Annotated in this window: 22 protein-coding genes; 12 read left to right on the forward strand and 10 right to left on the reverse strand. The window is 65.6% G+C overall.

What is annotated here, in order from left to right; all coding sequences use genetic code 11:
* The first annotated feature begins 56 nt into the window (after nucleotides 1-56).
* Nucleotides 57-905, forward strand: a complete 849-nt coding sequence (locus G7Y82_RS06510) for an EcsC family protein (RefSeq protein ID WP_168147229.1) — start codon at nucleotides 57-59, stop codon at nucleotides 903-905.
* Nucleotides 906-986: 81 nt separating this feature from the next.
* Nucleotides 987-3,080, forward strand: a complete 2,094-nt coding sequence (ppk1, locus tag G7Y82_RS06515; protein ID WP_168147230.1) for a polyphosphate kinase 1 — start codon at nucleotides 987-989, stop codon at nucleotides 3,078-3,080.
* Nucleotides 3,081-3,097: 17 nt separating this feature from the next.
* Here the strand turns inward: ppk1 and G7Y82_RS06520 are convergent, their stop codons facing one another.
* The gene (locus G7Y82_RS06520) at nucleotides 3,098-4,732 is read right to left on the reverse strand and encodes an FAD-dependent oxidoreductase (protein WP_168147231.1); all 1,635 of its coding nucleotides are present in this window, start codon (nucleotides 4,730-4,732) and stop codon (nucleotides 3,098-3,100) included.
* A 199-nt stretch (nucleotides 4,733-4,931) separates the two neighbouring features.
* On the opposite strand from G7Y82_RS06520, the gene G7Y82_RS06525 reads away from it, so the two are divergent.
* Both G7Y82_RS06525 and G7Y82_RS06530 read left to right on the forward strand, forming a co-directional pair.
* Nucleotides 4,932-5,612, forward strand: coding sequence for a response regulator (locus G7Y82_RS06525; protein ID WP_168147232.1), 681 nt, complete (start codon nucleotides 4,932-4,934; stop codon nucleotides 5,610-5,612).
* Between the two features lie 3 nt (nucleotides 5,613-5,615).
* Nucleotides 5,616-7,049: a sensor histidine kinase gene (locus tag G7Y82_RS06530; protein ID WP_168147233.1), complete on the forward strand. Its 1,434-nt coding sequence runs from the start codon at nucleotides 5,616-5,618 to the stop codon at nucleotides 7,047-7,049.
* On the opposite strand, the gene G7Y82_RS06535 is transcribed toward G7Y82_RS06530, so the two are convergent.
* The gene (locus tag G7Y82_RS06535) at nucleotides 7,036-8,559 is read right to left on the reverse strand and encodes a Ppx/GppA phosphatase family protein (RefSeq protein WP_168147234.1); all 1,524 of its coding nucleotides are present in this window, start codon (nucleotides 8,557-8,559) and stop codon (nucleotides 7,036-7,038) included. The genes G7Y82_RS06530 and G7Y82_RS06535 overlap by 14 nt on opposite strands.
* 273 nt (nucleotides 8,560-8,832) lie before the next feature.
* On the opposite strand from G7Y82_RS06535, the gene G7Y82_RS06540 reads away from it, so the two are divergent.
* From G7Y82_RS06540 to G7Y82_RS06550, 3 genes are all read left to right on the forward strand, one after another.
* Nucleotides 8,833-9,162 carry a c-type cytochrome gene (locus G7Y82_RS06540; RefSeq protein ID WP_168147235.1) on the forward strand — a complete coding sequence of 110 codons (330 nt, stop codon included), beginning with the start codon at nucleotides 8,833-8,835 and terminating at the stop codon, nucleotides 9,160-9,162.
* A 10-nt stretch (nucleotides 9,163-9,172) separates the two neighbouring features.
* Nucleotides 9,173-9,514, forward strand: coding sequence for a c-type cytochrome (locus G7Y82_RS06545; protein ID WP_168147236.1), 342 nt, complete (start codon nucleotides 9,173-9,175; stop codon nucleotides 9,512-9,514).
* 181 nt (nucleotides 9,515-9,695) lie between these two features.
* Complete coding sequence (locus tag G7Y82_RS06550) at nucleotides 9,696-10,322, forward strand: outer membrane protein (protein ID WP_168147237.1); 627 nt, start codon at nucleotides 9,696-9,698, stop codon at nucleotides 10,320-10,322.
* A 67-nt stretch (nucleotides 10,323-10,389) separates the two neighbouring features.
* Here G7Y82_RS06550 and rpoD read toward each other — a convergent pair whose 3' ends face one another.
* The 4 genes from rpoD to rpsU form a co-directional block, all read right to left on the reverse strand.
* A complete protein-coding gene (gene rpoD / locus G7Y82_RS06555; RefSeq protein ID WP_168147238.1) occupies nucleotides 10,390-12,309 on the reverse strand; it encodes an RNA polymerase sigma factor RpoD in 1,920 nt (639 codons plus the stop codon).
* A gap of 124 nt (nucleotides 12,310-12,433) precedes the next feature.
* Entirely contained in the window at nucleotides 12,434-14,212 is a 1,779-nt protein-coding gene (gene dnaG, locus G7Y82_RS06560) for a DNA primase (protein WP_168147239.1), read from the reverse strand.
* Between the two features lie 138 nt (nucleotides 14,213-14,350).
* Nucleotides 14,351-14,800: a GatB/YqeY domain-containing protein gene (locus G7Y82_RS06565; protein WP_168147240.1), complete on the reverse strand. Its 450-nt coding sequence runs from the start codon at nucleotides 14,798-14,800 to the stop codon at nucleotides 14,351-14,353.
* A 134-nt stretch (nucleotides 14,801-14,934) separates the two neighbouring features.
* On the reverse strand, nucleotides 14,935-15,150 hold the full coding sequence (rpsU, locus tag G7Y82_RS06570) for a 30S ribosomal protein S21 (RefSeq protein WP_026353118.1): 216 nt from the start codon (nucleotides 15,148-15,150) through the stop codon (nucleotides 14,935-14,937).
* A 131-nt stretch (nucleotides 15,151-15,281) separates the two neighbouring features.
* Between rpsU and tsaD the strand changes: the two genes are divergently transcribed.
* Together tsaD and folB are read left to right on the forward strand one after the other, a co-directional pair.
* The gene (gene tsaD / locus G7Y82_RS06575; RefSeq protein ID WP_168147241.1) at nucleotides 15,282-16,331 is read left to right on the forward strand and encodes a tRNA (adenosine(37)-N6)-threonylcarbamoyltransferase complex transferase subunit TsaD; all 1,050 of its coding nucleotides are present in this window, start codon (nucleotides 15,282-15,284) and stop codon (nucleotides 16,329-16,331) included.
* A 26-nt stretch (nucleotides 16,332-16,357) separates the two neighbouring features.
* Nucleotides 16,358-16,732, forward strand: a complete 375-nt coding sequence (gene folB / locus G7Y82_RS06580) for a dihydroneopterin aldolase (RefSeq protein WP_168147242.1) — start codon at nucleotides 16,358-16,360, stop codon at nucleotides 16,730-16,732.
* Here the strand turns inward: folB and gmhB are convergent.
* The 3 genes from gmhB to glyS all read right to left on the reverse strand — a co-directional run bounded on the left by gmhB (nucleotide 16,711) and on the right by glyS (nucleotide 20,216).
* Nucleotides 16,711-17,280: a D-glycero-beta-D-manno-heptose 1,7-bisphosphate 7-phosphatase gene (gmhB, locus tag G7Y82_RS06585; protein ID WP_168147243.1), complete on the reverse strand. Its 570-nt coding sequence runs from the start codon at nucleotides 17,278-17,280 to the stop codon at nucleotides 16,711-16,713. The two genes, folB and gmhB, sit on opposite strands and share 22 nt — an antisense overlap.
* Nucleotides 17,277-17,657, reverse strand: a complete 381-nt coding sequence (locus G7Y82_RS06590; protein ID WP_168147244.1) for a nuclear transport factor 2 family protein — start codon at nucleotides 17,655-17,657, stop codon at nucleotides 17,277-17,279. The genes gmhB and G7Y82_RS06590 overlap by 4 nt, the downstream gene beginning before the upstream one ends.
* A gap of 492 nt (nucleotides 17,658-18,149) precedes the next feature.
* Nucleotides 18,150-20,216 (reverse strand): glycine--tRNA ligase subunit beta, encoded by a 2,067-nt coding sequence (gene glyS, locus G7Y82_RS06595; protein ID WP_168147245.1) that lies wholly within the window; start codon nucleotides 20,214-20,216, stop codon nucleotides 18,150-18,152.
* Between the two features lie 190 nt (nucleotides 20,217-20,406).
* Between glyS and G7Y82_RS06600 the strand changes: the two genes are divergently transcribed.
* Nucleotides 20,407-20,613 carry a hypothetical protein gene (locus tag G7Y82_RS06600; protein ID WP_168147246.1) on the forward strand — a complete coding sequence of 69 codons (207 nt, stop codon included), beginning with the start codon at nucleotides 20,407-20,409 and terminating at the stop codon, nucleotides 20,611-20,613.
* 136 nt (nucleotides 20,614-20,749) lie between these two features.
* Nucleotides 20,750-22,888, forward strand: a complete 2,139-nt coding sequence (gene katG / locus G7Y82_RS06605; RefSeq protein WP_168147247.1) for a catalase/peroxidase HPI — start codon at nucleotides 20,750-20,752, stop codon at nucleotides 22,886-22,888.
* Nucleotides 22,889-23,000: 112 nt separating this feature from the next.
* On the opposite strand, the gene glyQ is transcribed toward katG, so the two are convergent.
* Entirely contained in the window at nucleotides 23,001-23,903 is a 903-nt protein-coding gene (gene glyQ / locus G7Y82_RS06610; protein ID WP_168147248.1) for a glycine--tRNA ligase subunit alpha, read from the reverse strand.
* 131 nt (nucleotides 23,904-24,034) lie between these two features.
* Between glyQ and can the strand changes: the two genes are divergently transcribed.
* Nucleotides 24,035-24,688 carry a carbonate dehydratase gene (gene can, locus G7Y82_RS06615; RefSeq protein ID WP_168147249.1) on the forward strand — a complete coding sequence of 218 codons (654 nt, stop codon included), beginning with the start codon at nucleotides 24,035-24,037 and terminating at the stop codon, nucleotides 24,686-24,688.
* The last annotated feature ends 19 nt before the right edge of the window (nucleotides 24,689-24,707 follow it).

Genomic DNA, 24,707 nt, shown 5'->3' on the forward strand with positions numbered 1-24,707 from the left:
GACGCTTGCGGTCAACCGTACGGCCCTGATTCGGCCGGCGGGTCTATAGTGTGGACATGAGCAAGCGCAAGCCGAAACTGAGCGAATACGAACAGTCGCAGCTGCAGGCCATCGAGCAGTGGCGCGACGCGCCGCCGGATTGGGGCACGCGCGCGATGCGTACGCCGACGCGCATCGCCTCGTTCGCGGCGCAGAAGCTGGTGCCGGCGCGGGTGCTGCGCGCGACGATGCGCGGCGTCGATCGAGCAGCGGGTTGGAGCGCCGTGCATCGCGACGTACTGAAGGCGGCCGGCGTCGCCGATCTGGCGCAGTTGCGCGAGCGGCCGCTCGAAGATTGCGACCGTCTTGCGCAACGCATCGAGCTGCGCTCGATGGCGCTCGGCGGCACCGGCGGCGCGGTGTTCGGCTTCGCCGGCGCACTGGGCATCGCGGCCGACGTGCCGACCCTGATCGCGCTGGCGTTGCGCACCATCCACCGCACGGCCTACTGCTATGGCGAGGATTGGCGGGTGCCGGAGCGCAAGGGCCTGGCGATCGGCGTGTTTGCGCTGGCATCGGCCAATACGCTCGAAGAAAAGCAGACCGCCTGGCAGGCTTGGGCTGAAGGCGGTGATCTGTTCGTCGAAGCCTGGCGCGATGGCATCGAGCGCGTCGCCGAGCGCCATCTGGCCAAAGGTGCGGCGCAGCTGAGCCTGAAGAGCCTGGCCGACCGCATCGGCGTCAATCTGGCCAAGCGCTCGCTGTTCGGCCTGGGCCTGATGCCGGTCATCGGCGCTGTGATCGGCAGTGCCATCAATGCCGGCTACATGCAGGACATTGCCGAGATTTCGCAGCGCGCGCTGCAGTATCGCTGGCTGCAAGCCCGCTATCCGGATCTGCATAAAGTCCTGGCCGGACCGGTGTAACACCGGCTTCACTGGCCTGTCATAGACTGTCCGTCCCGGCTTTCGACGCGATGCGTCACGGTCTATTTGCGGACGATTTGCATGAGTCAGACCCCGCCCGAATTGGAATTGCAGCCTGCGGACCTGTTCCTGAACCGCGAGCTGTCCCTGCTTGAATTCAACCGCCGCGTGCTGGCACAGGCGCTCGACGAAGACGTGCCGCTGCTCGAGCGGCTCAAGTTCCTCTGCATCTCCAGCGCCAATCTCGACGAGTTCTTCGAGATTCGCGTTGCCGGCCTGCAGCAGATGGCCGAGCTCAATCCGCTCACGCGCGGCGCCGACGGCATGCGTCCGGCCGAGGCGCTGGCCGCGATCAGTACCCGCGCCCGCGCGCTGGTCGCCGAGCAGTACCGCACCTTCAACGAGGTGCTGATCCCGGCCCTGGAGCGCGAGAAAATCCGCTTTCTGCGCCGCACCGAGTGGAGTGCCGATCAGGACGCCTGGCTGCGCACCTATTTCCAGAACGAGCTGATGCCGGTGCTGTCGCCGATGGGGCTCGATCCGGCGCATCCGTTCCCGCGCATCCTCAACAAGTCGCTGAATCACATCATCCAGCTCAGCGGCAAGGATGCGTTCGGTCGCAACGCGGCGCTGGCCGTGGTGCAGGCGCCGCGCTCGCTACCGCGCCTGATCCAGATTCCGCGCGAGGTGCCGGGCAGCGGCCCTTATGATTTCGTGTTCCTGTCGAGCGTCATCCACGCCTACGCCGACGAGCTGTTTCCCGGCATGCAGGCGACCGGCTGCTATCAGTTCCGCCTGACCCGCAACTCCGATCTGCTGGTCGACGAAGAAGAAGCCAAGGATTTGATGGAAGCGCTGGAAGGCGAGCTGTCGCAGCGCCAGTGGGGCGACATCGTGCGCCTCGAGGTCGCGCACAACTGCCCGGACGACATGGTCCAGTATCTGGCTGACGTCACGCAGCTGGATCCCGACGACGTGTTCCAGGTCAACGGCCCGGTCAATCTGAATCGCCTGCTGGCTATTCCGGACATGATCGACCGGCCCGATCTCAAGTATCCGCCGTACGTGCCGCACGTGCCCAAGGCCTTGTCCGGCGATCTGTTCACGGCGATCCGCGAGCGCGATCACCTGCTGCATCACCCGTACGAATCGTTCACGCCGGTCGTCGAATTTCTGCGTCAGGCGGCACGCGATCCGAAGGTACTGGCGATCAAGCAGACGCTGTATCGCACCGGCGATCAGTCGGCGATCGTCGACGCGTTGATCGAGGCGGCCAGCAACGGCAAGGAAGTGACAGTGGTCGTCGAGCTGCGTGCGCGCTTCGACGAGGCCAACAACATCGACCTCGCTGAAAAGCTGCAGGACGTCGGTGCGCATGTCGTCTACGGCGTGGTCGGCTACAAGACCCACGCCAAAATGTGCCTGATCGTGCGTCGCGAGGAAACGCTCGGTACCACGCCGGGCGGCCTGCGCTACTACGCGCATCTGGGCACCGGCAACTACCATCCGAAGACCGCACGCCTGTACACCGACTACGGCTTCTTCACCGCCGATGCGCAGATCTGCAGCGACGTGCATACGGTATTCCTGCAGCTGACCAGTCTCGGCAAGGTCACCAAGCTCGAGCGGCTGCTGCAGTCGCCGTTCACGCTGGCCAAGCAGTTGCACGCCAAGATCGAGCGCGAGATTGCGCATGCGCAGGCCGGGCGTCCGGCGCGCATCATCGCCAAGATGAATGCGCTGGTGGAGTCGGAGATGATTCAGGCCCTGTACCGCGCGTCGCAGGCCGGTGTGCGCGTCGACCTGATCGTGCGTGGCATGTGCTCGCTGCGACCGGGCGTGAAGGGGCTGTCGGAGAGCATCCAGGTGCGCTCGGTGATCGGCCGTTTCCTCGAACACCACCGCGTCTACTACTTCGCCAACGGTTCCGAAGGCGTGACCGAGGCCGATTTGTATCTATCCAGCGCCGACTGGATGGAACGCAATCTGTTCAAGCGCGTCGAAGTCGCGTTTCCGATCCTCGAAAAGAAGCTGCGCAAGCGCGTACTCGCCGATTTGCACGGTTACCTCGACGACACCGCGCAGAGCTGGATGCTGCAGGCCGATGGTTCGTACTCGCGGCCGACGCCCGGCGAGCAGAAGCCAATCCAGCAGCGCCTGCTCGAAACCGTCTAGGTCGCCCGGGCGGCGCGTCAGTACAGCGCCAACGGCGGCGCGGCTCGGGTGTCGCGCGCAGTGGCGACGCGCAGTACGTGGTTGTGCAAGTGGTCGGCGAGGCGCAGCGCCAGCGCGACAATGGTCAGCGTCGGATTGGCCCAGCCCGAGGTCGGAAACACCGAACTGCCGGCGACGAACAGATTGTCGATGCCGTGGATGCGGCAGTCGGCATCGACCACACCACGTCGCGCGCTGGCCGCCATGCGCGTCGTGCCGATGTGGTGGTAGCCGCCGATCGGATGCTGGCCGATCAGCGGGTCGATCTCCCACGGTAACTGCGGATCGTCGAGCCAGGCGGCTGGTTCGACATGACCGAGATCGCGGCGGCGCAGGCCGGCGTCGACGGCCAGGGCCAAGGTACGGACCGTGCGCTTGTCGATTTCGGACAGGCGCCAGTTGAGCTGCAGCTTGGGCATGCCGAGCGCATCGCATTCGTCGCCAAGCGTCACGCGGCTGTCGGGGTTTGGCGCCTGTTCGGCGCGGACCGAAAGATAGAGCCCGCGACCGCCGAACTGCACCAGCGACCATGGACGCAGCGGGTCGAGTCCGCGCTTGATCCAGCTCGCGACGCGCTTGCTCGTGCGCCACAGCAAGCGACCGTTGCGGGTCGGTGCGACCCGATGTTTGATCGTCGAGTACAAACGCATGCCGATCGGCGACGTGCCGTCCGCAGGCAGGCGCACGCGTGGGACGAACGAGCTGTTGAGGATGTGCTGCGTCTGCTGCAATTCGTCGCTGGCGCGCAGCGTCGCCGCTTGGCGTTGACCGCCGGCATGCGACTGCTGGAACAGTTTCAATGTTTGCCACAGGCGCCGCGTCTGCAGGCGACCGCCGCGTGCGTGCGGGTGTTCCATGAAGAAGCGGCCGACCAGATCGTGTGTATTGCCGACGCCCTGGGCCTGACGCGAGCGTGAGGCAAGCAGCAGGCGCGGGTTCTCCAGGCCGCCTGCCGCCAGTACATAGCTGCGTCCTTCGACGACCCCGACGCGGCCATCGAGTGCGGCAATGCGCAGCCCGGACACGGTGCTTCCGTCGAAGTCCAGCAGCACTTCGGTGACGGTCGCATTGAGCAGTACCCGCAAATTCGGGTGTGCGATGAGATCGCGGTTGGTGGCAAACCCGAAGCGATCGGCACGCTCGTCGAACTGCCAGTGCACGAGCTCGGTGCCGTGGCGATCGAAGCCGAGCGCTTCGGCGTTGCCGCTGGCGGTGGGCGACGGCAAGCCGAGCGCCGTCCGTGCCGCGTCGTACCACGGTGCCAGCATCGACTTGTCGAACGGCCAGCCGCTCCAGGCCACCCAGTCGCGGCGCTCGAAGTCGATCGCGTCGAGTTCCGCACATCGGCCACCCCAGATCGCCGTCGTGCCGCCGAAGAAGCGCAGGCGCGCATCCTCCAGCTCGTAATAGGGGAAGCCGGTATTGCGGCCGTCGTTGAGGGCGGCGGTGTCGGCGGCGTAGTCGGTGCCGCCCGATTCGATCAGCAGCACGTGACGACCCTCCGACAGCAGGCGCCGCGCCAGACTGAGGCCCGCGGCACCGGAGCCGACGATGCAGACGTCGGCACCTTCGTAATGCAGCGGCGCGTCTTCTTCGCGAAAATCGATCAGCATGAGAGGGAGCCTTTGCGCGCTGCGGCGCGCGTTCGGCGTACGTGCCGGAAGTCGGCGCGCAGCGCGGGGGATCGCATTTCCTTTATGCTAAAAATTCGCGCTTTCGACCGGCTTTCCGCGAGCTTTCAAAAAGCTTTCATCGGGCGAAATTCATCTGCGGCCCGATGCGGCTGCTCTTTTTCAGTGAGGCGATCGGGACGTGCGCATACTGGTGGTAGAGGATGACGACACGATCGCCGAGGCATTGGCACACAGCCTCGGCCGCGGCGGTCATATCGTCGAACGACTCGCTGACGGCGCGAGTGCCGACGATGTGCTGCATAGCCAGAGTTTCGATTCGGTCATTCTCGACCTGGGCCTGCCGAAGCTCGATGGCCTGACCCTGCTGCGCTACATGCGCGATCGCGGCGACAACACCCCGGTGCTGATCCTGTCGGCGCGCGACACGCTCGACGTGCGGATTCGCGGCCTCGACGCCGGCGCCGACGACTACATCTACAAACCGTTCGAGATGGCCGAACTCGAAGCGCGTCTGCGTGCGGTCACGCGTCGCGCGATCGCGCGCAGCGGCGGCGACGTTGTGGTCGGCCCTTTGCGCTTGCGCGCCAGCGAACGGCGATTCTTCGTCGACGAACAACCGCTGGAGCTGTCGCCGCGCGAGTATGCGGTGCTCGAAGTGCTGTTGCTGCGCCACGGCCAGGTCATCAGCAAGGCGCAGATCCAGGACCGGCTCAGCGACTGGAACGAAGAACTCACCGAAGCCGCCATCGAGCTTTACATCCACCGCGTGCGCCGCAAGCTCGGCGATTGCGGCGTGACGATCCGCACGGTGCGTGGCTTCGGTTATCTGTTGCAGAGTGATGATGCGCCAGCTGGATGAAGCATGGCGGCGATGAGTGCCGCGCCGCCCCCGAGCCTGCGTGGGCGCCTGCTGCGCACGTTGCTGGCGCCGCTGCTGACCTTGTTCGCGATCAGCGGTGTCTGTGCGTACGGGCTCGCCGTGCACTTCGCGAGCGGCATCTACGACAACTGGCTTTACGACTCGGTCAATTCGCTGGCGCTGTTGGTGACACCGGGCAAGGGCCACGCGATCGTCGACCTGCCGGTTTCCACCGAGAAGCTGTTCGTCTGGGACGAGACCGATCCGACCTTGTTCACCGTCAGCGGCAGCCGCAGTGGTGTGATTGTGTCCAACGCGATACTGCCGCCGGTGCCCGAAGATGCCGATCCGTACGTCAACGGCTATATCTACGACAGCCGCCTCGCCGACGGTCGCGCGATCCGCGTCATCGCGTTGCCGCTGTCGGCCGAGCGTGCCGGCGAACCGGTCTGGGTCAAGGTGGCCGAAACCGGCATCGAGCGCGAGCAGCTGATCGAGAACATCTTTCTCGCCGTCCTGGTGCCGCAGTTATTGCTGATCGCCGCCGCCTATTTCGCGGTGCGCCGCGGCATCGCGCGCGGACTGCAGCCGCTGCGTCTCGTCACCGCGCGGCTCGGCATTCACGGGCCACAGGCATTGCAGCCGCTCGACGATGCCAGCGTGCCCGAGGAGGTGCTACCGCTGACGCGGGCGCTGAATGGCTTGCTGGGGCGTCTCAACGCGTTCTTCGACGCACATCGAAAGTTCATCGCCGACACGGCACATCAGCTGCGGACTCCGCTGACGGCGATCCGCCTCAATGTCGATCAGGCGCTCGACGAATCCGAGCTCGACAGCATGCGTGCCCACCTGCAGCGGCTGCGCAATGCATCGGATCGGGCCGCGCGTCTGGCGACGCAGCTGCTGTCGCTGGCGCGCGCCGAGTCGAGTGCGCGGCTGACCGATCGTTATCGGACCTTCGACCTTGCGCGACTGGTCCGCGACTGCGGCATCGAATGGGTGCCGCGTGCGCTGGTCAAGCACATCGACCTGAGCCTGGATCACGACGAGCATCCGGTGTGGGTACGCGGCGACTCGCTGCTGCTCAGTGAGGCGATCGACAATCTGATCGACAACGCCATCGCCTATCACCCGGGCGGTGGGCGCATTCGCCTCGGGTTGACGCGCGATCCGCTACCGACACTGATCGTCGAGGACGATGGCCCCGGCATCGCCCCCGAGTTGCGCGACCGCGTCTTCGAGCGCTATCAGCGCGGCGATCAGAGTGGGCGCAGTGGCACTGGCCTGGGTCTAGCGATCGTCGCCGAGATCGCCGCTGCGCATCACGGCCGCGCCTGGCTGGAAGCGGGTGCTGACGGCCGCGGCGTGCGGGCGATGTTGCAGTTGCCGCTACCGCCGGCCAGCGGCGATCCGCTGGCGCCGCTCAGCGCAGCTTGAGTTTGATGCCGGCACCGCCGAGCAGCGTGGCTTCGCGCTCGAGATCGCCCTGCGTCAGCGGGTGCCGCGCCAGCCAGCCGTCGCGGGTGAAGCTGATGCCGATGCTGCGCGGGGTCACCTTGACCTCGATGGGCGGCCGCAGGCGCGGCGCGCGCGAGCGGTGCAGCAAATAGGCCAGGCGCAGAATCAACGTCAGCTGGCGCGCCATCGGCGCCAGTGTCGCCGGCAGCTCGTCGAAGACGGTGGAAACAAACTTGCCGCGATGCAGGCGCACCATCGTTGCCAGGACGTGCTGATCGGTCTGCGAAAAACCCTGTAGGTCACTGTGCCGCAGGATGTAATTGCCGTGCTTGTGGTAGCCGTTATGGGCGATGACCAGACCGACCTCGTGCAGGCGTGCCGCCCAGCGCAGATAGGGCGTCGCCGTTGCGGCATCGAGCCGCCAGGCGCCGGCGACCTGACCAAGAATGCGCAAGGCCGTGCGTTCGACGTCGGCCGCGTGTTCGGTATCGACCGCGTAGCGTTGCATGATCGCGGCGACCGACTCGTCGCGAATGTCGCAATTGCTGAGACGGCCGAGCAGGTCGTAGAGCAGGCCTTCGCGCAGCGCCTGATCCGAGGTCTCCATGCGTTCGATCTGCAGGCTGTCGAAGATCGCCGCGAGGACCGCCAACCCGCCGATGAATACCGGCCGGCGGTCTTCGCGCAACGCCGGGTAGTCGATCTCGCGGATATGACGCTTCTTCAGCGTCAGCTCGATCAGACGTTCGAGCCCGTCGAGGGTGATTTCCTCGGTGATCCAGTTGCGCGAGCGCAGCACGCGCCAGATGCCGCGAATCGTGCCCGACGAGCCGATCGCCAGATCCCATCCGGCATCGCGATACGTCTGCTGCAGAAATTCGAGTTCCAGGCCGGCAGCGAGCCGCGCCTCGCGAAAGCGCGGAGCGCTGATCTGACCGTCGCCGAAATAGCGCTGCGTGTGTACGACGCAGCCCAGCGACACCGATTCGAGCAGTTGCGGGCGGTCGCCGCGGCCGATGATCAGTTCGGTGCTGCCGCCGCCGATGTCGACGACCAGGCGGCGCGGGCGCTTGCGGCCGCGGCCGTGGATGACGCCACTGTAGACCAGGCGCGCTTCTTCAGAGCCGGCGATGACCTCGATCGGATGGCCGAGCGCGGCTTCGGCGGCGGCCACGAAACCACTTCCGCTTTGCAGCTTGCGCATGGTGTTGGTGCCGACCGCACGGACTTGCGAGGCGGGAATGCCGCGAATCCGTTCACCGAAGCGTTCGAGGCAGCCGAGCGCGCGTGCCGCGACCGGCGGCGACAAGCGGCCGCCGCTTTCGAGGCCGGCGGCCAGGCGGACGGAGTCGCGCAGGCGGTCGACGATCTGCAGCTCGCCGCCCTGCTCGCGAGCAACCAGCATGTGAAAACTGTTCGAGCCGAGGTCGATGGCGGCGAACTCCTGCAGCCGGGCGTCGGCTAGGCGCGGTTTCTTGATCAGCGGCATCGGCAGGGCGCGGCGTGCAGCGGGTATGGAGGGAAGCACATGTCCGGGCAGCGTAGCAGTTCGGACCTGACCGGCTCCAGACAGGGGCACGCAAAAATGACGGGGAAACTTTCGATATGTTGCGGCGCCGCCGCCGAAGGTGGGCCGGCCGCGCAAAATGCTGCGGATTGGACACGCGTTGACCAAGTGCGGCAATTTGTCGAACATAGCAACGCTAGATTCAGGTTCGTCTACCAACTACACCCATAAGGGTCCTGATTCGGGAGCTCAAAAATGAAGTCTGCGCGTTGGGGCTTGATGGCCCTTGCCGGCCTGCTCTGCATGCCGGCGGCGAACGCAGCCGGAGGAGATGCGGCGGCGGGGCGTGTGAAGGCGAGTACCTGCATGGGGTGCCACGGCATTCCCAAGTACAACAACGTCTATCCAACCTACCGGGTGCCCAAGCTCGGCGGGCAGTCGGCGGAATACATCATCGCCGCGCTGAACGAGTACAAGGCGGGTAATCGTGCGCACGGCACGATGCACGCGCAGGCGGCGAGCCTGTCCGACCAGGACATCGCCGACATTGCCGCGTTCCTGTCGACCGCTCCCAAGCATCCGTGAGGCCCAAGCGATGAAGCATACGATTGCAGGTCTGGTCTGTGCCGTCGCCGTCAGCAGCGTGCCGTTGACGGCGGCATGGGCCGAGAGCCCGGCGCCCGAGAAAGCCGCGGTCTGTACGTCTTGCCATGGTGAACGCGGCGCCAAGCCGATTGCGCCGACCTATCCGATGCTGGCCGGCCAGTACGCCAACTACTTGGCGCAGGCGCTGCACGAGTACAAGGACGGGCAGCGCAAGAACCCGATCATGGCGGCGCAGGCGGCGACGCTCAGCGACGCGGACATCAAGGCGCTGGCCCACTACTTCTCCGAGCAGCAGGGCGCGTTGTACACGCCGACGATCGAGCAGAAATAAGGGCAGCGATCAGCCGCCGAGCATCATGGCGGCGGCGGGCGAAGAGCGCGGCACGGCATGGTGTCGCGCTTTTTTTGTGCATCATGTCTCAAATAAACACCAAAACGGTGCAAAAGCGCCCCGGTCACGCATTAAGATCGTGCTGATCCGTCACGGATCTGACATCAGAAGGGAGACATGCATGAAAGGGATCAGGGGATCCATTGCCGCGCTGGCCTTCGCGCCGGGGATTGCGCTGGCTGCACAACCGGGCTTCGTCGATGGCTATTACATCGCTGACTCGAAGCTCAAGCTTGATGTCCCGGGCTACGGGTCCGGGCACGACAGCGGGGACGGTTTCGGCGCACGCCTGATGGCGCCGATCGGCAAGCTGGCCTTCGTTTCGGCGGAGTACCAGAGTTCGAATCTCGACGACAGCGATATCGACATCGATCAGATTCGCGCCGGCCTCGGCTTCATGGTGGGCGATCAGTTGCGCTACGGCGCACTGGCCGAGTACATCCACTTCAAGCTCGATGCCGGTGGCGGCGACAGCTCGACCCCCGACGGCTACGGCCTGCACGGGCGCCTCGAGTACGCGCCCGTGCCGGCGGCCACGCTGTACGGGCAGATCGGCTATGTGCATCTCAGCGATCATGGCGCGGCCGATGGGGTCGAGTGGCTGGTCGGTGCGGCATACAACTTCACGCCGGCGTTCGGCGCGTTCGTCGACTATCGTTCCACCGACATCGAGGACAACGACAACGTCGACTACACCTTCGAAGATCTGCGTCTTGGCTTGCGCTGGAATTTCGGGGTGATGCAGTAGCTTGCTGCGCAAATGAAAACGCCCCGCGATGCGGGGCGTTTTCATTGCAGCCAGGCCAAGGCCAGACTTATTCGTCGAGGAAGCTACGCAGGTAGTTGGCACGGCTCGGATGGCGCAGCTTGCGCAGTGCCTTGGCTTCGATCTGACGAATGCGCTCACGCGTGACGTCGAACTGCTTGCCGACCTCTTCCAGCGTGTGGTCGGTGTTCATGTCGATACCGAAGCGCATGCGCAGCACCTTGGCTTCGCGCGGCGTCAGCGACGCGAGGATCTGATGCGTGGCCTCGGACAGCGACTGCGAGGTCGCCGCTTCCTGCGGCGAGATCGCGGCCACGTCTTCGATGAAGTCGCCGAGGTGCGAATCCTCGTCGTCGCCGATCGGCGTTTCCATCGAGATCGGCTCCTTGGCGATCTTCAGCACCTTGCGGATCTTGTCCTCGGGCATCTCCATCTTCTTCGCCAGCTCTTCCGGCGTCGGCTCGCGACCCATTTCCTGCAGCATCTGGCGGCTGATGCGATTGAGCTTGTTGATCGTTTCGATCATGTGCACCGGGATGCGGATGGTGCGCGCCTGATCGGCGATCGAGCGGGTGATGGCCTGACGGATCCACCACGTCGCATACGTCGAGAACTTGTAGCCGCGGCGGTACTCGAACTTGTCGACCGCCTTCATCAGGCCGATGTTGCCTTCCTGAATCAGGTCGAGGAACTGCAGGCCGCGGTTCGTGTACTTCTTGGCGATCGAGATAACCAGACGCAGGTTGGCTTCGACCATTTCCTTCTTGGCGCGGCGGGCCTTGGCCTCACCGACGTTCATGCGGCGGTTGATGTCCTTGATCTCGTCGAGCGAGACCAGGTTGTCGCCTTCCATCTTGCGCAGCTGTTCCTGCAGCGCGTAGATCTCTTCCTGGCGGGCGTTGAGCTCCGAGGAATACTTGCGCTTGGCGCGGATCAGTTTCTGCACCCAATCCGGGCTGGTGGCGCCGTTGGACTCGCGGTAGATCTTGATGAACTCCTCGCGGGTCATGCCGGCGTCGACCACGCAGATGCGCATGATCGACTTCTCCGTCTGACGGATCGTGTCGATCTTGGCGCGCAGGTTCTGCGTGATTTCGTCGACGATCTTCGGCGACAGCTTCAGCGTCATGATGTGCGTGGCCACAGCCTCGCGCTTGGTCTGCGTCTTCGGATGCGCCGCGCCGAGCTTGAGCAGCGAATCCCAGGCGGCGTCGTACAGCGTCTGCATCTCGGCGAACTTCTCCGCCGTCATCACCGGGTCCGGCCCGGTGTCGGTGGTTTCCTCTTCGTCACCGTCGCTGCTGTCGTCATTATTGTCGTCGCTGTCGTCGTCATCGTCGTCGTCAGCGTCGGCATTGTTGTTGTTCGACGCCGGTTCCGGCGGCGTGTCATCGGCGTTCGGGTCGAAGAAGCCGGTGATGATGTCGGCCAGACGCTTCTTGCCGAGCTTGGCGTTCTCGTACGACTCGAGCAGGATCGCCACCGTCTCCGGGTACTGCGCCATCGCGAACATCGCCTCGTTGAGGCCTTCCTCGATGCGCTTGGCGATGCGGATTTCACCCTCACGGTCGAGCAGCTCGACGCTGCCCATCTCGCGCATGTACATGCGCACCGGGTCGGTGGTGCGGCCGAACTGGTCGTCGAGCGCCGCGATCGCCGCGGCCGCTTCTTCGGCGGCGTCCTCTTCTTCTTCGTTGGTCGCGACGACCGCCGGTTCCGAGAACAGCTGTTCGTCTTCCTGCGGGGCTTCCTCGTGCACCGGGATGCCCATCGCCTGGATCATGCTGATGATGTCTTCGATCTGCTCGGTATCGACGATTTCCGGCAGGTGGTCGGCGACTTCGGCGTAGGTCAGGTAGCCCTTTTCCTTGCCGAGCGCGATCAGCACTTTGATCTGCGACTGCTTCTGCACCTGCTGCTCGAGTGAGAGAGCGAGTTTTTCGAGCTTGTCGGGTTTGCTATTGGCCATGCGATACTCTTTCGTGTAGCGGCGCCCGATCAGCAAGGGCGCGGTGCGGCGGTGAGCGCGGAACTGGCTATTATACTGCCAACGCCAGTGTTTTGCCGATCCCGCTGAGTGAAATTTACCCGCATCAGCGTCGCGATCTTGGCGGTCTGCTGCGGTGAAATGAATCGATGATGCCCAGTTCGGCACGCGTCAGTTCGCGGTGCCGGGACTCTTCGAGCAGGCGCGACGCTTCGATCTCCAGAGCGCGGAACGTCAGCAAGTTAATGGCGTCGCGAAACTCCGTTTCAACCACCTCGTCGGCGCAGCCCAGGTCCTGGCGCAGCAGCCGTTCGACGCCACGCCCTTTCGGCGTGTCCTTCCAGGCTTCGACCAGCTGAGCGGCCCTCGCGTTCGGGTGCGCGAGGAAATAGTCGATGGCCTCGATCAGGATCTCGATGCCTTGCGCCGGCGCCTGGGCCAGCAAGCCCATGTTGTCGACGATCTCGGCCAGCGTCGGCCGGTCGAGCAGCAACTGCATGGCCCGCCGGACCGGCCGTGAAGCGCCCGTCGTCGGGGCCTGCGGCACGGCTTCTGTCGGCACTTCGGGCACCGGCCGGGCGCCGCCGAGCATGCCTTCGATGTCGTCGCGACCGAGTCGCGCGCGACGGCCCAGCTCATCGAGCAGCAGCATTCGCAGCGGTCCGTCCGGCAGCTTGCCGAGATGCGGGCGCGCCAGCGCGATCAACCGCGCGCGGCCTTCCAGCGAGCCGAGATTGACCTGTTTGGCGAGACCATCGAGCAGGAATTCGCTGAGCGGCATCGCCGCGGCGATCGCTTCACGAAAGGCGTCGGCGCCGACTTCCTGAACCCAGGTGTCGGGGTCGTGGCCGTCCGGCATGAACATGAACACGCATTCGCGGCCCTCGTGCATTTCCGGCAACACCTGTTCGAGCGCGCGCCAGGCGGCGCTGCGGCCGGCGCGGTCACCGTCGAAGCAGAACACGATCTTCGGTGCCGACTTGAACAGCAGCTGCACGTGCTCGCGCGTGGTCGCCGTGCCCAGCGTGCCGACCGCCTCGCCGATGCCGTGCTGTGCCAGCATCACGACGTCCATATAGCCTTCGACGACGATCAAGTGCGGCAGCGCGCCGGTCGTGGCGGTGCGCGCTTCATAGAGCCCATAGAGATTGCGGCCCTTGTGGAACAGCACCGTTTCCGGCGAGTTCAGATATTTGGCCGGATCGTTACCCAGCGTGCGGCCGCCGAAGGCGATGACGCGGCCGCGTGTATCGCGTATCGGAAACATCACGCGATTGCGGAAGCGGTCGTAACAGTGGTTTGAGGCCGGGCGCTTCGCGTCCGATGCGCCGTCTCGGCCTTCGCGCTCGATCAGCAGGCCGGCCTCGACGGCGTGCCGCGTGTCCTGCAGGAACTTGGTCAGGCCGTCCCAGCTGTCCGGCGCGTAGCCGACGCCGAAGCGCTTGGCCGTTTCGCCGCTGACGCCGCGCTTCTTCAGGTAGGCGATCGCCTCCGGCGCGTGGCGCAGCCGCTCAGTGAAGTGGCGCTGGGCGGCGGCCAGCGCATCGAGCGGGCCGTCGAGCACCACGCGCGGCTCGCGGCCGCCTTCGCGCGGCACTTCGATGCCGGCGCGCTTGGCCAGCTCCTCGACCGCCTCGACGAAGCTCAGGCGGTCGTACTCCATCAGAAACGAGATGGCCGTGCCGTTCTTGCCGGACGAGAAGTCGAAGAACATCTGCTTCTGCGGCGAGACGAAGAACGACGGCGACTTCTCGCTGGTGAACGGCGACAGTCCCTTGAATTCCTTGCCGGCGCGCTTGAGTTCGACGCGCGCGCCGATCAGCTCGACGATATCGGTTCGTGCGAGCAGATCGTGAATGAAGGAATCGGGGATGCGCCCGGCCATAAAAGCTTGAACCGCAGATTACGCAGATGACACAGATTAAGAAGAAAGCGTGATCAGCGCTGCTCCCTCGTCATCCGTCCCGTCCGCGGCGGATGCATGCGCCACGCCTGCCGTCAGGATGACGCGCTGCGGCGGGATTCAGGCCGACAGCTTGGCCTTGATCAGGCCGGACAGCTTGCCCATGTCGGTCTTGCCCTGGGCCTTGGGCTTGATCCAGCCCATGACCTTGCCCATGTCCTTGCCGGTGGTCGCGCCGGTTTCGGCGATCGCCTGAACGATCAGTGCGTCGACTTCGGCGTCGGTCATCTGTTGCGGCAGATAGGCCATCAGCACGACGATTTCCGCGGCTTCCTTGTCGGCCAGATCCGGGCGATTGCCGGCGCGGAACTGACTCTCGGCGTCGCGGCGCTGCTTGATCATCTTCTCGACCGCCGACTGCACGACGGCGTCGGTCAGCTCGGTGCTTTCGACGACTTCGCGCTGCTTGAGTTCGGCCTGCAGCATGCGCAGCACCGACAGCCGGTCCTTTTCGCCGGCCTTCATGGCCGTTTTCACGTCTTCGGTGATGCGCGTCTTCAGATCGGTCATCGGATTTCCTTGGAATAATGCGATACAAACAACGAAACCCCGGTGGGCCGGGGTCGTCGGAGAGTCCTGCTTGTTTTGCAAGTCGCCGCCATGGATGGCGGCGCGCTTGTCAGGACGACACGCTGGAATTCGGCTCAGTAAAGCCGAATTCTACGGTTCGACTCGCGCTGAACCTTCTTGGCCTGGCGCTTGACGGCGGCAGCGCGCATGCGCTTGCGCTCCTGGCTCGGCTTTTCGAAGTACTCGTGCTTGCGCAGGTCGGTCAGCACGCCGGCCTTTTCGCAGGTACGCTTGAAGCGGCGCAGGGCCACTTCGAAAGGTTCGTTATCGCGAACGCGAACGGAAGGCATTCAGATCACTCTCTGTTTTTGGTCAAAAAAAGGCCGTTCAGCCTCTCAAGGGGCGGCGATTCTAGCCCGCGATCACGCATTGCGCAATCCTTGCCCGCTGCGGGGCGCTGGCGCTCCCTTACAATAGCGGGATGCCCGAGCCCGTCAGACCGCCGGAACGTCCTGTTCTCGGCATCGAAACCTCCTGCGACGAAACCGCCTGCGCCGTCTACGACGGCGAGCGGGGACTGCTGGCGCACCGCCTGCACAGCCAGATCCGCCTGCACGCCGAATACGGTGGCGTGGTGCCGGAACTGGCGTCGCGCGATCACGTCGCCCGCATTCATGAACTGGTGCGGCAGGTGCTCGCCGAGTCCGGCGTGCCGGCGGCGGAACTCGGCGGCGTTGCGTATACCGCCGGCCCCGGCCTGATCGGTGCGCTGATGGTCGGTGCGTCGGTTGCCGCCGGGCTGGCGACCGCGCTCGACCTGCCGTTGATCCCGGTCCATCACATGGAAGCGCACCTGCTGGCGCCGATGCTCGAGGAACGCCGGCCGACGTTTCCGTTCGTCGCGCTGCTGGTGTCCGGCGGCCATACGCTGCTGGTCGCGGTGCGCGGTGTCGGCGATTACGAGTTGCTCGGCGAAAGCCTCGACGACGCCGTTGGGGAAGCGTTCGACAAGACCGCCAAGCTGCTCGGCCTGCCGTATCCCGGTGGTCCGGAGCTGGCCAGGCTGGCCGAGGCCGGCAATGGCAGCCGCTTCAAGTTTCCGCGGCCGATGACCGATCGTCCGGGCCTGGACTTCAGCTTCAGCGGCTTGAAGACCGCCGTACTGACGACCTTGCCGCAGGCGCCGGAAGCGGCCGACCGCGCCGATCTGGCCGCGTCGTTTCAGGAGGCGGTGACCGACACCCTGGCGATCAAGTGCCGCCGTGCGCTCGATGCCACCGGCTATACGCAGCTGGTGGTCGCCGGCGGCGTCGGCGCCAATCTGCGTCTGCGCGAAAAGCTCGGCGCGCTGGCGCAGCAGCAGGGCTTCGAGCTGTTCTTTCCGCGCCAGGCGTTCTGCACCGACAACGGCGCGATGATCGCCTACGCTGGCTGGGCGCGCCGCGCGCAGGGCCGCGCGACCCACGCCGGTCCGCTGTTCACGACGCCGCGCTGGCCGCTGGCCGAGCTGCGGCCGCCGGTCGCCGCCTGATCGGCCTTTTTCGGAGTCGCAACCAGATGGACAAAGTCTTCATCCGCGGGCTCGAGATCGAGACCATCGTCGGGGTTCACGCCTGGGAACGGCAGTTGCCGCGGCCGCTGATCATGACGCTGGAACTCGGCACCGACACCCGCGATGCCGCGGCCAGCGACCAGGTCCGTGACGCCATCGACTACGACGCGGTCAGCCGCAGCGTGCGCGAGGTGGCCGAGCGCGAGCAGCCGCAGCTGCTCGAAACCCTCGCCGAGAAGATTGCGCGTGCGCTGTTCGAGCGCTGGCCGATCGTCAGCCTCAAGCTCGCCATCGACAAGCCCGGCGCGGTGGTCGGCGTCAAAAGCATCGGCGTCGAGATCGACCGCCGTCGCGAGGACTACGCCGTCTGCGGACGCTGAGGTGGCAGGTTGCCGCTGAGCAGGGCGACAGTGAAGTCGGCGAGCGTGTCGTAGATTGCGGTATCGCCGAGCGCCTCGGCATAGCGGCGCTCGGTCTCGCGGCCATTGCCGGTACGGACCAGGATGGGCCGCGCGCCGGCGGCGCGTGCCGCTTCCAGATCACGCCATGAATCGCCGACCGACGGCACGCCGTCCAGCGACACGCCCAGCCGCTTTGCCAGCTCCAACGACATGCCCGGCGCCGGCTTGCGCTGCGGGCCCGGCTGCTGCGGGTGGTCGGGCGCGAAGAAAATGCCGTCGATGCGGCCGCCAGCCTCGGCCAGCAGTCCCTGCAGGCGGTCGTTGATCGCACTGAATGCGTCGTAGTCGAACAGCTTCTGGCCCAGGCCCGACTGATTGGTGGCGATGAAGACGCGATAGCCGCCCTGGCACAGGCGCGCGATCGCCTCGATGCTGCCGGGAATCGGCTGCCACTCGGCGGCCGATCGCACATGGTTCGGCGAGTCCTCGTTGATGACGCCGTCGCGGTCGAGAATGACGAGTTTCATTCGAGCGTCTCTACGGCTGGTGCAAGCAACACCGGACTGCCGACGTGGAACGAGGCCTTGCGGATCAGTCCGCCGTCGACTTCATAGATACACAGCATCTCGATCGTGCCCTTGCCCTCGGGGAAATTGCGGGTGATCCGCTCATGGTCGACGACGATCGGGCCGAGCCGCGTGCGGTGAATGAGCCGGGCGTGCAAGTCCGGCTCGGTGAACCGCGCGCGGATGCGGCCTCGTATTTCATCGTGACCGCGTGCCAGCAGCGCGCCATGCAGTTCGTACTGCTCCGCGTCCGGGGCGTAAGTGCCGATCCAGCTGTCGAGATCTTTCGCGTTATAGGCGTCCAGCTGGCGCTGGACGACTTGCTCTGGGTGGTCCATCGAGCGTGTACGGAGTGGCAATGATGCAGAGGGCATGCAGAGTAGCGCCGATTGCGCGCGGTCGCATGTGGGCCAGCGGCGCGCCGGGTCGACGGGTCGGAGCCCCTCGATACGATCGCTGCGCGATCACTCGGGACAGGCCCCTCGATACAGCCACGGTGCGATCACTCGGGACAGGCCCCTCGATACAGCCACGGTGCGATCACTCGGGACAGGCCCCTCGATACAGTCGCTGCGCGATCACTCGGGACAGGCTCCTCGATACAGCCGCGGTGCGATCACTCGGGACAGGCCCTTCGATACAGCCGCGGCGCGACCGCCCGGGTCCCTCGATACACGGTGCCTGTGGCACCGCACTCGGGACGATCGGAGAGGTTTCGCATCTAGGTCATCGGCCCACCGTTCATGCCGAGTGCCGCGCGTCAGCGCGGTGTATCGAGGCACGCGCCGGGGCCAGGCGTAATCGCGAGAAAAGCAGCGCTTTTCTCAGGGCTACCCCGGCAGCTGCGAGAGGTCGGCGACGGCGCGGCAGGCGGCGTCGAAGCGGGCCAGCAGCGCGAGACGGTTGGCGCGCACCACGGCGTCCTCGGCGTTGACCATCACGCCGTCGAAAAATGCGTCGATTGGCTCGCGCAGCGCGGCGAGGTTGACGAGCTGCTGGGCGTAGTCGGTGCTTTGCGCATTCTGCGCGGTGACCGCGTCGATCTGTGCCTGCAGCGTCTTTTCGGCGTCATGCTCGAAGCGCGTGGCATCGATCGCATCGCCGACGTCGCCGGCCTGCTTGAGGATGTTGCGTACGCGCTTGTTGGCGGCGGCGAGGTTCGGTGCCGCGGCGTGCGTGGCGAAGCTGTGCACGGCCAACAGGCGACGGCGGAAATCCAGCGGCTGCGTGATGCCGAGCGCGCGTACCGCCTCGAAGGTTTCGCTGGCGATGGTGCGTGCGTCGATCTCCTGGCCGACCAGGTAGGCGCGCAGGCGCTCCTGCACGAAGTCGACGAGTTCGCTCAGCGTCGCCGCGTCGCGCTTGCCGGCGGGCTGCTGCTCCAGTGCGTAACGCAGCATTTCGACGAGATCGAGCGGCAGCTCGGCCTCGAGGCAGATGCGCAGCACGCCGAGCGCGGCGCGGCGCAGCGCGAACGGATCTTTGCTGGCGGTCGGCTTCTGGCCGATCGCGAAAATGCCGGCCAGGGTGTCGAGCTTGTCGGCCAGCGCGACGATCTGACCCTCGCGCGTGGCCGGAATCGGCGTGCCCTGCTGGGTCGGCAGATAGTGCTCGCGGATCGCGGTGGCGACCGCCGCCGGCTCGCCGGCCTTGCTCGCGTAGTAGCCGCCCATCAGGCCCTGCAGTTCCGGAAACTCGAAGACCATCTTGGTCACGAGGTCGTTCTTGCACAGGCTGGCGGCACGCCGCGCCGCGGTGACATCGGCACCCAGCGTCTCGGCGATGCGGCCGGCCAGCGCGACGATGCGGCCGACCTTGGCGGCGGTGGTGCCGAGTTCCTTCTGGAAGGTCACGGTCTCGAGCGTCTCGCCATAGGCGGCGAGCGGCTGCTTGAGATCCTGTTGCCAGAAGAACAAGGCATCGGCCAGGCGCGGGCGCACGACGCGTTCGTTGCCGGTGATCACCTGCGTGACGTCGCGCGACTCGATGTTGGCGACCGTGATGAAGGCATGGGTCAGCTGCGTCTGCGCGACGTCACTGAACACCGTGAAGTAGCGCTGATTGGTCTCGACGGTGGCGACGATGACCTCCGGCGGCAGTTCAAGGAAGTGTTCCTCGAAATGACCGGTGATCGCGACCGGCCATTCGACCAGCGCCGCGACTTCTTCGAGCAGGTCGTCGGTGATGCGCGCGTGGCCGTGCATCGCCGCGGCCTGCTTTTCGATCTGATGACGGATTTCCGCCTTGCGCGACGCGAGATCGGCCCAGACGTGCGCGGCGCGCAGCGCGTCGGCATAGGCCGCGGGCTCCGTTAGCTCGATCGCCGCCGGCGCATGAAAGCGATGGCCGTAGCTCAGGCGACCGGCGCTCAGCCCGAAGCGTTGCAGTGGCACGACGTCGGTGCCGAACAGACAGCACAGCCATTGCACCGGGCGCACGAAGGTTTCGTCGCCGTTGCCCCAGCGCATACGCTTGGGCACCAGTTCGTCCATCTGCTTGAGGGTGTCCTCGAAGATGTCGGCGAGCAGCTCGGCGGTGGCCTTGCCCGGACTTTGGCGCGCGAAGTAGAGCTTGCCGTCTTTCTCGCCGAGATCGCTGAACTCGACGCCGCACGACTTGGCGAAGCCCAGGCCCGCCGGCGTCGGTTGGCCATCCTTGATCGCCGCTTTCAGTGCCGGACCCAGGCGCTCCTGGGTCTGCATCGGCTGTTGTTCGTCGACGTCGGCGATCAGCACCGCGAGGCGTCGCGGCGTCGCGAAGCTTTCGACCGCGCCGTGGCCGAGGCCGCGCTTGGTCAGGCCGTCGCCGATGCCGCGCGTCAGCGCCGCCGACAGCGGAGCAACATAGCGGGCCGGCAAATCTTCGGTTCCGATTTCGAGCAGGAGAGCGCGTGACATGGCGTGCGGACAGCGTCAAAGCAAAAGAGCGCGCGATTGTCCGGGATTCGGGGCGAGGCGCCAACCGGGCGCGTGTGGCGGTCTCGGTCTTATTGAAGGAAATAACTATGAAGTTGAAACAAACAATCAATTTCAATAATGAATAAAAGGGGCGTACGTTAAGAGTCAGACGCTACTCAAGGGCCTTGCCATGAAGACTTTCGCCTACGCGGCCGCCGCTGCGACTCCCTCGATCGGGGCTGTTGCGCCGCGCCGTCGCCCGGCACGATCGCAGCATTTGTCGCTGCGCACCTGGACCGCGGCGCTGATGCTGCTGCTCGGCGCCGCGGCGCTGACCGATCTGAGCGTCGACCCCGCGGTGCGCGGCGCGCTGGTCGAGCAGATGCAGTTGCGCTGATTTCCATAGTCGTGCCGGTGGCCGCCAGGTCGCCGTCGCGCGACTACCATCGGCCACGAGGCTGTCACCCCCGAGGGCGCAGACTTCATGTGGTTGCGTGTGATGTATCGCAAAAGGATCAAAGGAGACCGAACCCATGTCCAATGAAGCCAAGTGCCCTTTCCACCAGGCGGCCGGCAGCGGTACCGGCAATCGCGACTGGTGGCCGAAGCAGTTACGAGTGGACCTGCTCAATCAGCACTCCGAGCGCTCCAATCCGCTCGGCGAGTCGTTCAGCTACCGCGACGAATTCGAGAAGATCGACTACGCCGCGCTGAAGTCCGACATTCGTGCGGTGCTGATCGACTCGCAGGATTGGTGGCCGGCCGACTGGGGTACCTACGGCGGCTTGTTCATCCGCATGGCCTGGCACAGCGCCGGTACCTATCGCATGGTCGATGGCCGTGGCGGCGCTGGCCGCGGACAGCAGCGCTTCGCGCCGCTCAACAGCTGGCCGGATAACGTCAGCCTCGACAAGGCGCGTCGCCTGCTGTGGCCAGTCAAGCAAAAGTACGGGCAGAAAATCTCCTGGGCCGACTTGATCGTGCTCGCCGGCAACGTCGCGCTCGAGGCGGCGGGATTCCGCACCTTCGGCTTTGCGGCCGGGCGCGAGGACGTCTGGGAGCCGGACATGGACGTCAACTGGGGCGACGAAAAGGCCTGGCTGTCGTTCCGCGATCCGGAAGCGCTGGCCAAGAATCCGTTGTCGGCAACCGAGATGGGCCTGATCTACGTCAACCCGGAAGGGCCGAATGCCAGTGGCGATCCGCGCTCGGCGGCGGCGACCATTCGCGCCACGTTCGGCAACATGGCGATGAACGACGAGGAAACCGTCGCGCTGATCGCGGGCGGCCACACGCTCGGCAAGACGCACGGCGCCGGTCAGACCAGCCATGTCGGCGTCGACCCCGAAGGCGGCACGCTCGAATCACAAGGTCTGGGCTGGACCAGCACGCATGGCAGCGGTGCCGGTGCCGACGCGATCACCTCGGGCCTGGAAGTGGCCTGGACGCAGACGCCGACGCAGTGGAGCAACTACTTCTTCGAGAATCTGTTCAAGTACGAATGGGTGCAGACGCGCAGCCCGGCCGGCGCCATCCAGTTCGAGGCCAAGGATGCGCCGGACATCATTCCGGACCCGTTCGACCCGGCCAAGAAGCGCAAGCCGACGATGCTGGTCACCGATCTGACGCTGCGCTTCGACCCCGAGTTCGAAAAGATCTCGCGGCGTTTCCTCAATGACCCGCAGGCGTTCAACGAAGCTTTCGCCCGCGCCTGGTTCAAGCTGACACACCGCGATATGGGGCCCAAGGCGCGCTACCTCGGTCCGGAAGTGCCGGCCGAAGACCTGCTCTGGCAGGACCCGCTGCCGGCGTCGACGCACCAGCCGACGGCTGCCGACATCGCTGACCTGAAGGCGAAGATCGCCGCGGCGGGTCTGTCGGTCAGCGAGCTGGTCTCGGTCGCCTGGGCATCGGCCTCCACCTTCCGTGGCGGCGACAAGCGTGGCGGCGCCAACGGCGCGCGCCTGGCGCTGGCGCCGCAGAAGGACTGGGCGGTCAACAAGATCGCGGTCGGCGTGCTGCCGAAGCTGCAGGCCATCCAGAAGGCATCGGGCAAGGCGTCGCTGGCCGACGTCATCGTGCTCGCCGGCAGCGTGGGTGTCGAACAGGCGGCCGCAGCGGCGGGCGTCAAGATCGAGGTGGCGTTCGCGCCGGGTCGTGTCGATGCATTGCAGGCGCAGACCGATGTCGAGTCGGTGGCGGTGCTCGAGCCGGTGGCCGACGGCTTCCGCAACTATCGCGGTACCTCGAGCGGCGCGTCGACCGAGGCGCTGCTGGTCGACAAGGCGCAGCAGCTGACCTTGACGGCGCCGGAGCTGACGGTGCTGGTCGGTGGCCTGCGGGTGCTCGGCGCCAACTTCGACGGTAGCCGCGACGGCGTGCTGACCGATCAGGTCGGCGTGCTCAGCAATGACTTCTTCGTCAAACTGCTGGACATGGGCACGGTGTGGAAGCCGGTCGACGACAAGGCCGAGCGTTTCGAGGGGCGCGACCGCAAGAGTGGCGCGCTCCAGTACACCGCGACCCGCAACGATCTGGTGTTCGGCTCCAATGCCGTGCTGCGCGCGTTGGCTGAGGTTTACGCCGCCAGCGACGCCAAGGAGAAGTTCGTCAAGGACTTCGTTGCCGCCTGGGTCAAGGTGATGAACCTCGACCGTTTCGATCTGGCCTGATGCCGGACTGAGCCAGGCAGCCGTCGCGCGACCCAGCAAAAAAAGGCCGCCGGAAGCGATTCCGGCGGCCTTTTCTTTGATCTTTGCCGACGAGTGCTGGACGAGGTGCCGGTCAGGCGGCCTGCGCGGGTGTCGCCAGCATCGGAAATCCGAGCGCTTCGCGGGCCTTGAAATACGCCTCGGCGCAGCCGCGCGCCAGCGTGCGCACACGCAGGATGTAGGCTTGGCGTTCGGTGACACTGATCGCGCCGCGCGCGTCGAGCAGGTTGAACGCGTGCGAGCAGCTGACCATGCGCTCGTAGGCCGGCAGCGGCAGTGGCGTGTCCAGGCCGAGCAGGTGCTGACACTCGGCCTCGGCCTTGTTGAAGCGCTCGAACAGCGCTGTCACGTCGGCGTGCTCGAAGTTGTAGGTGCTCTGCTCGACTTCGTTCTGGTGGTAGACGTCGCCATAGGTGACGACGCGGCCGCCGGTGTCCGACCAGACCAGGTCGTAGACCGATTCGACTTTCTGGATATACATCGCCAGGCGTTCGAGGCCGTAGGTGATCTCGCCGGCCACGGGCCGGCATTCCAGACCGCCGACCTGCTGGAAGTATGTGAACTGCGTGACTTCCATGCCGTTCAGCCAGACTTCCCAGCCCAGGCCCCAGGCGCCAAGCGTCGGCGATTCCCAGTTGTCCTCGACGAAGCGGATGTCGTGGGTCAGCGGATCGAAGCCGAGCAGCTTCAGCGATTGCAGATAAAGGTCCTGGATGTTGGCCGGACTCGGCTTCATCAGCACCTGGAACTGGTAGTAGTGCTGCAGCCGGTTCGGGTTGTCGCCGTAGCGGCCGTCGGTCGGGCGACGGCTCGGCTGCACGTAGGCAGTGTTCCACGGTTCCGGACCGACCGCGCGCAGGAAGGTCGACCAGTGGAAGGTGCCAGCGCCCATTTCCATGTCCATCGGCTGCACGAGCACGCAGCCCTGCTCGGCCCAGAATTTCTGCAGCGTGAGAATGATGTCCTGGAACGTCATGGCAACGGAAACGGCACGGCTGAAAGGGCCGCGAGTATATCAATCGCCGCAGCCTGCCCGGCCATCGCTTCGGGCGAGGAAATGTCGCGCGACCTCCCCGCTGTCATGCCGGCGCGGCTATAGTCGCGGCTATGCACACGCTCGACCATCTGTTCCTCAAGAATCAGGCCTGGGCTCGGGCGCGTGTGGCCGAGGACCCGGACTTTTTCCAGCGACTCGAGAGCCAGCAGCGACCCGACTATCTGTGGATCGGCTGCGCCGATTCGCGAGTGCCGGCCAATGAGATTCTCGGCCTGCCGCCGGGCGAGGTCTTCGTCCACCGCAACGTCGCCAACGTCGTCGTTCATAGCGATTTCAATTGCTTGGCGGTGATGCAGTTCGCGGTCGAGGTGCTCAAGGTCAAGCACATCATGGTCGTCGGCCACTATGGCTGTGGCGGCGTCGGCCTGGCGCTGCGGCGTGAGCGCATCGGCATGTCCGACAACTGGCTGCGCCACGTGCGCGACGTGGCCGATGGTCACTGGACGCAGCTGTCGGCGGTGTCGGAAGATCAGCAGCATGACCGGCTCTGCGAGCTCAATGCCGTGCGTCAGGTCCTGCATGTCGGCCAGACCACGGTCGTCGAGGATGCCTGGCAGCGCGGCCAGCCGTTGAGCCTGCACGCCATGTGCTACAGCCTCAAGGACGGCCTGCTGCGCGATCTGGGCATGACGGTCGACGCGCCGACCCAACTCGCGTATCAATACGAGCGGGCGGTCGAGCGGATTTTCGCGCCGGATCGCTGATCCTGCCGATTTTGCCGTG

It is taken from the genome of Solimonas marina, from assembly GCF_012241385.1.
Classification (GTDB): domain Bacteria; phylum Pseudomonadota; class Gammaproteobacteria; order Nevskiales; family Nevskiaceae; genus Solimonas; species Solimonas marina.

Bases quoted from the DNA above. Each gene is read 5' to 3' on its own strand.
- G7Y82_RS06510 (WP_168147229.1), top strand. From the start codon at position 57: ATGAGCAAGCGCAAGCCGAAACTGAGCGAATACGAACAGTCGCAGCTG.
- ppk1 (WP_168147230.1), top strand. From the start codon at position 987: ATGAGTCAGACCCCGCCCGAATTGGAATTGCAGCCTGCGGACCTGTTC.
- G7Y82_RS06520 (WP_168147231.1), bottom strand. From the start codon at position 4,732: ATGCTGATCGATTTTCGCGAAGAAGACGCGCCGCTGCATTACGAAGGT.
- G7Y82_RS06530 (WP_168147233.1), top strand. From the start codon at position 5,616: ATGGCGGCGATGAGTGCCGCGCCGCCCCCGAGCCTGCGTGGGCGCCTG.
- G7Y82_RS06535 (WP_168147234.1), bottom strand. From the start codon at position 8,559: ATGCCGCTGATCAAGAAACCGCGCCTAGCCGACGCCCGGCTGCAGGAG.
- G7Y82_RS06540 (WP_168147235.1), top strand. From the start codon at position 8,833: ATGAAGTCTGCGCGTTGGGGCTTGATGGCCCTTGCCGGCCTGCTCTGC.
- G7Y82_RS06545 (WP_168147236.1), top strand. From the start codon at position 9,173: ATGAAGCATACGATTGCAGGTCTGGTCTGTGCCGTCGCCGTCAGCAGC.
- G7Y82_RS06550 (WP_168147237.1), top strand. From the start codon at position 9,696: ATGAAAGGGATCAGGGGATCCATTGCCGCGCTGGCCTTCGCGCCGGGG.
- rpoD (WP_168147238.1), bottom strand. From the start codon at position 12,309: ATGGCCAATAGCAAACCCGACAAGCTCGAAAAACTCGCTCTCTCACTC.
- dnaG (WP_168147239.1), bottom strand. From the start codon at position 14,212: ATGGCCGGGCGCATCCCCGATTCCTTCATTCACGATCTGCTCGCACGA.
- G7Y82_RS06565 (WP_168147240.1), bottom strand. From the start codon at position 14,800: ATGACCGATCTGAAGACGCGCATCACCGAAGACGTGAAAACGGCCATG.
- rpsU (WP_026353118.1), bottom strand. From the start codon at position 15,150: ATGCCTTCCGTTCGCGTTCGCGATAACGAACCTTTCGAAGTGGCCCTG.
- tsaD (WP_168147241.1), top strand. From the start codon at position 15,282: ATGCCCGAGCCCGTCAGACCGCCGGAACGTCCTGTTCTCGGCATCGAA.
- folB (WP_168147242.1), top strand. From the start codon at position 16,358: ATGGACAAAGTCTTCATCCGCGGGCTCGAGATCGAGACCATCGTCGGG.
- gmhB (WP_168147243.1), bottom strand. From the start codon at position 17,280: ATGAAACTCGTCATTCTCGACCGCGACGGCGTCATCAACGAGGACTCG.
- G7Y82_RS06590 (WP_168147244.1), bottom strand. From the start codon at position 17,657: ATGGACCACCCAGAGCAAGTCGTCCAGCGCCAGCTGGACGCCTATAAC.
- glyS (WP_168147245.1), bottom strand. From the start codon at position 20,216: ATGTCACGCGCTCTCCTGCTCGAAATCGGAACCGAAGATTTGCCGGCC.
- G7Y82_RS06600 (WP_168147246.1), top strand. From the start codon at position 20,407: ATGAAGACTTTCGCCTACGCGGCCGCCGCTGCGACTCCCTCGATCGGG.
- katG (WP_168147247.1), top strand. From the start codon at position 20,750: ATGTCCAATGAAGCCAAGTGCCCTTTCCACCAGGCGGCCGGCAGCGGT.
- glyQ (WP_168147248.1), bottom strand. From the start codon at position 23,903: ATGACGTTCCAGGACATCATTCTCACGCTGCAGAAATTCTGGGCCGAG.
- can (WP_168147249.1), top strand. From the start codon at position 24,035: ATGCACACGCTCGACCATCTGTTCCTCAAGAATCAGGCCTGGGCTCGG.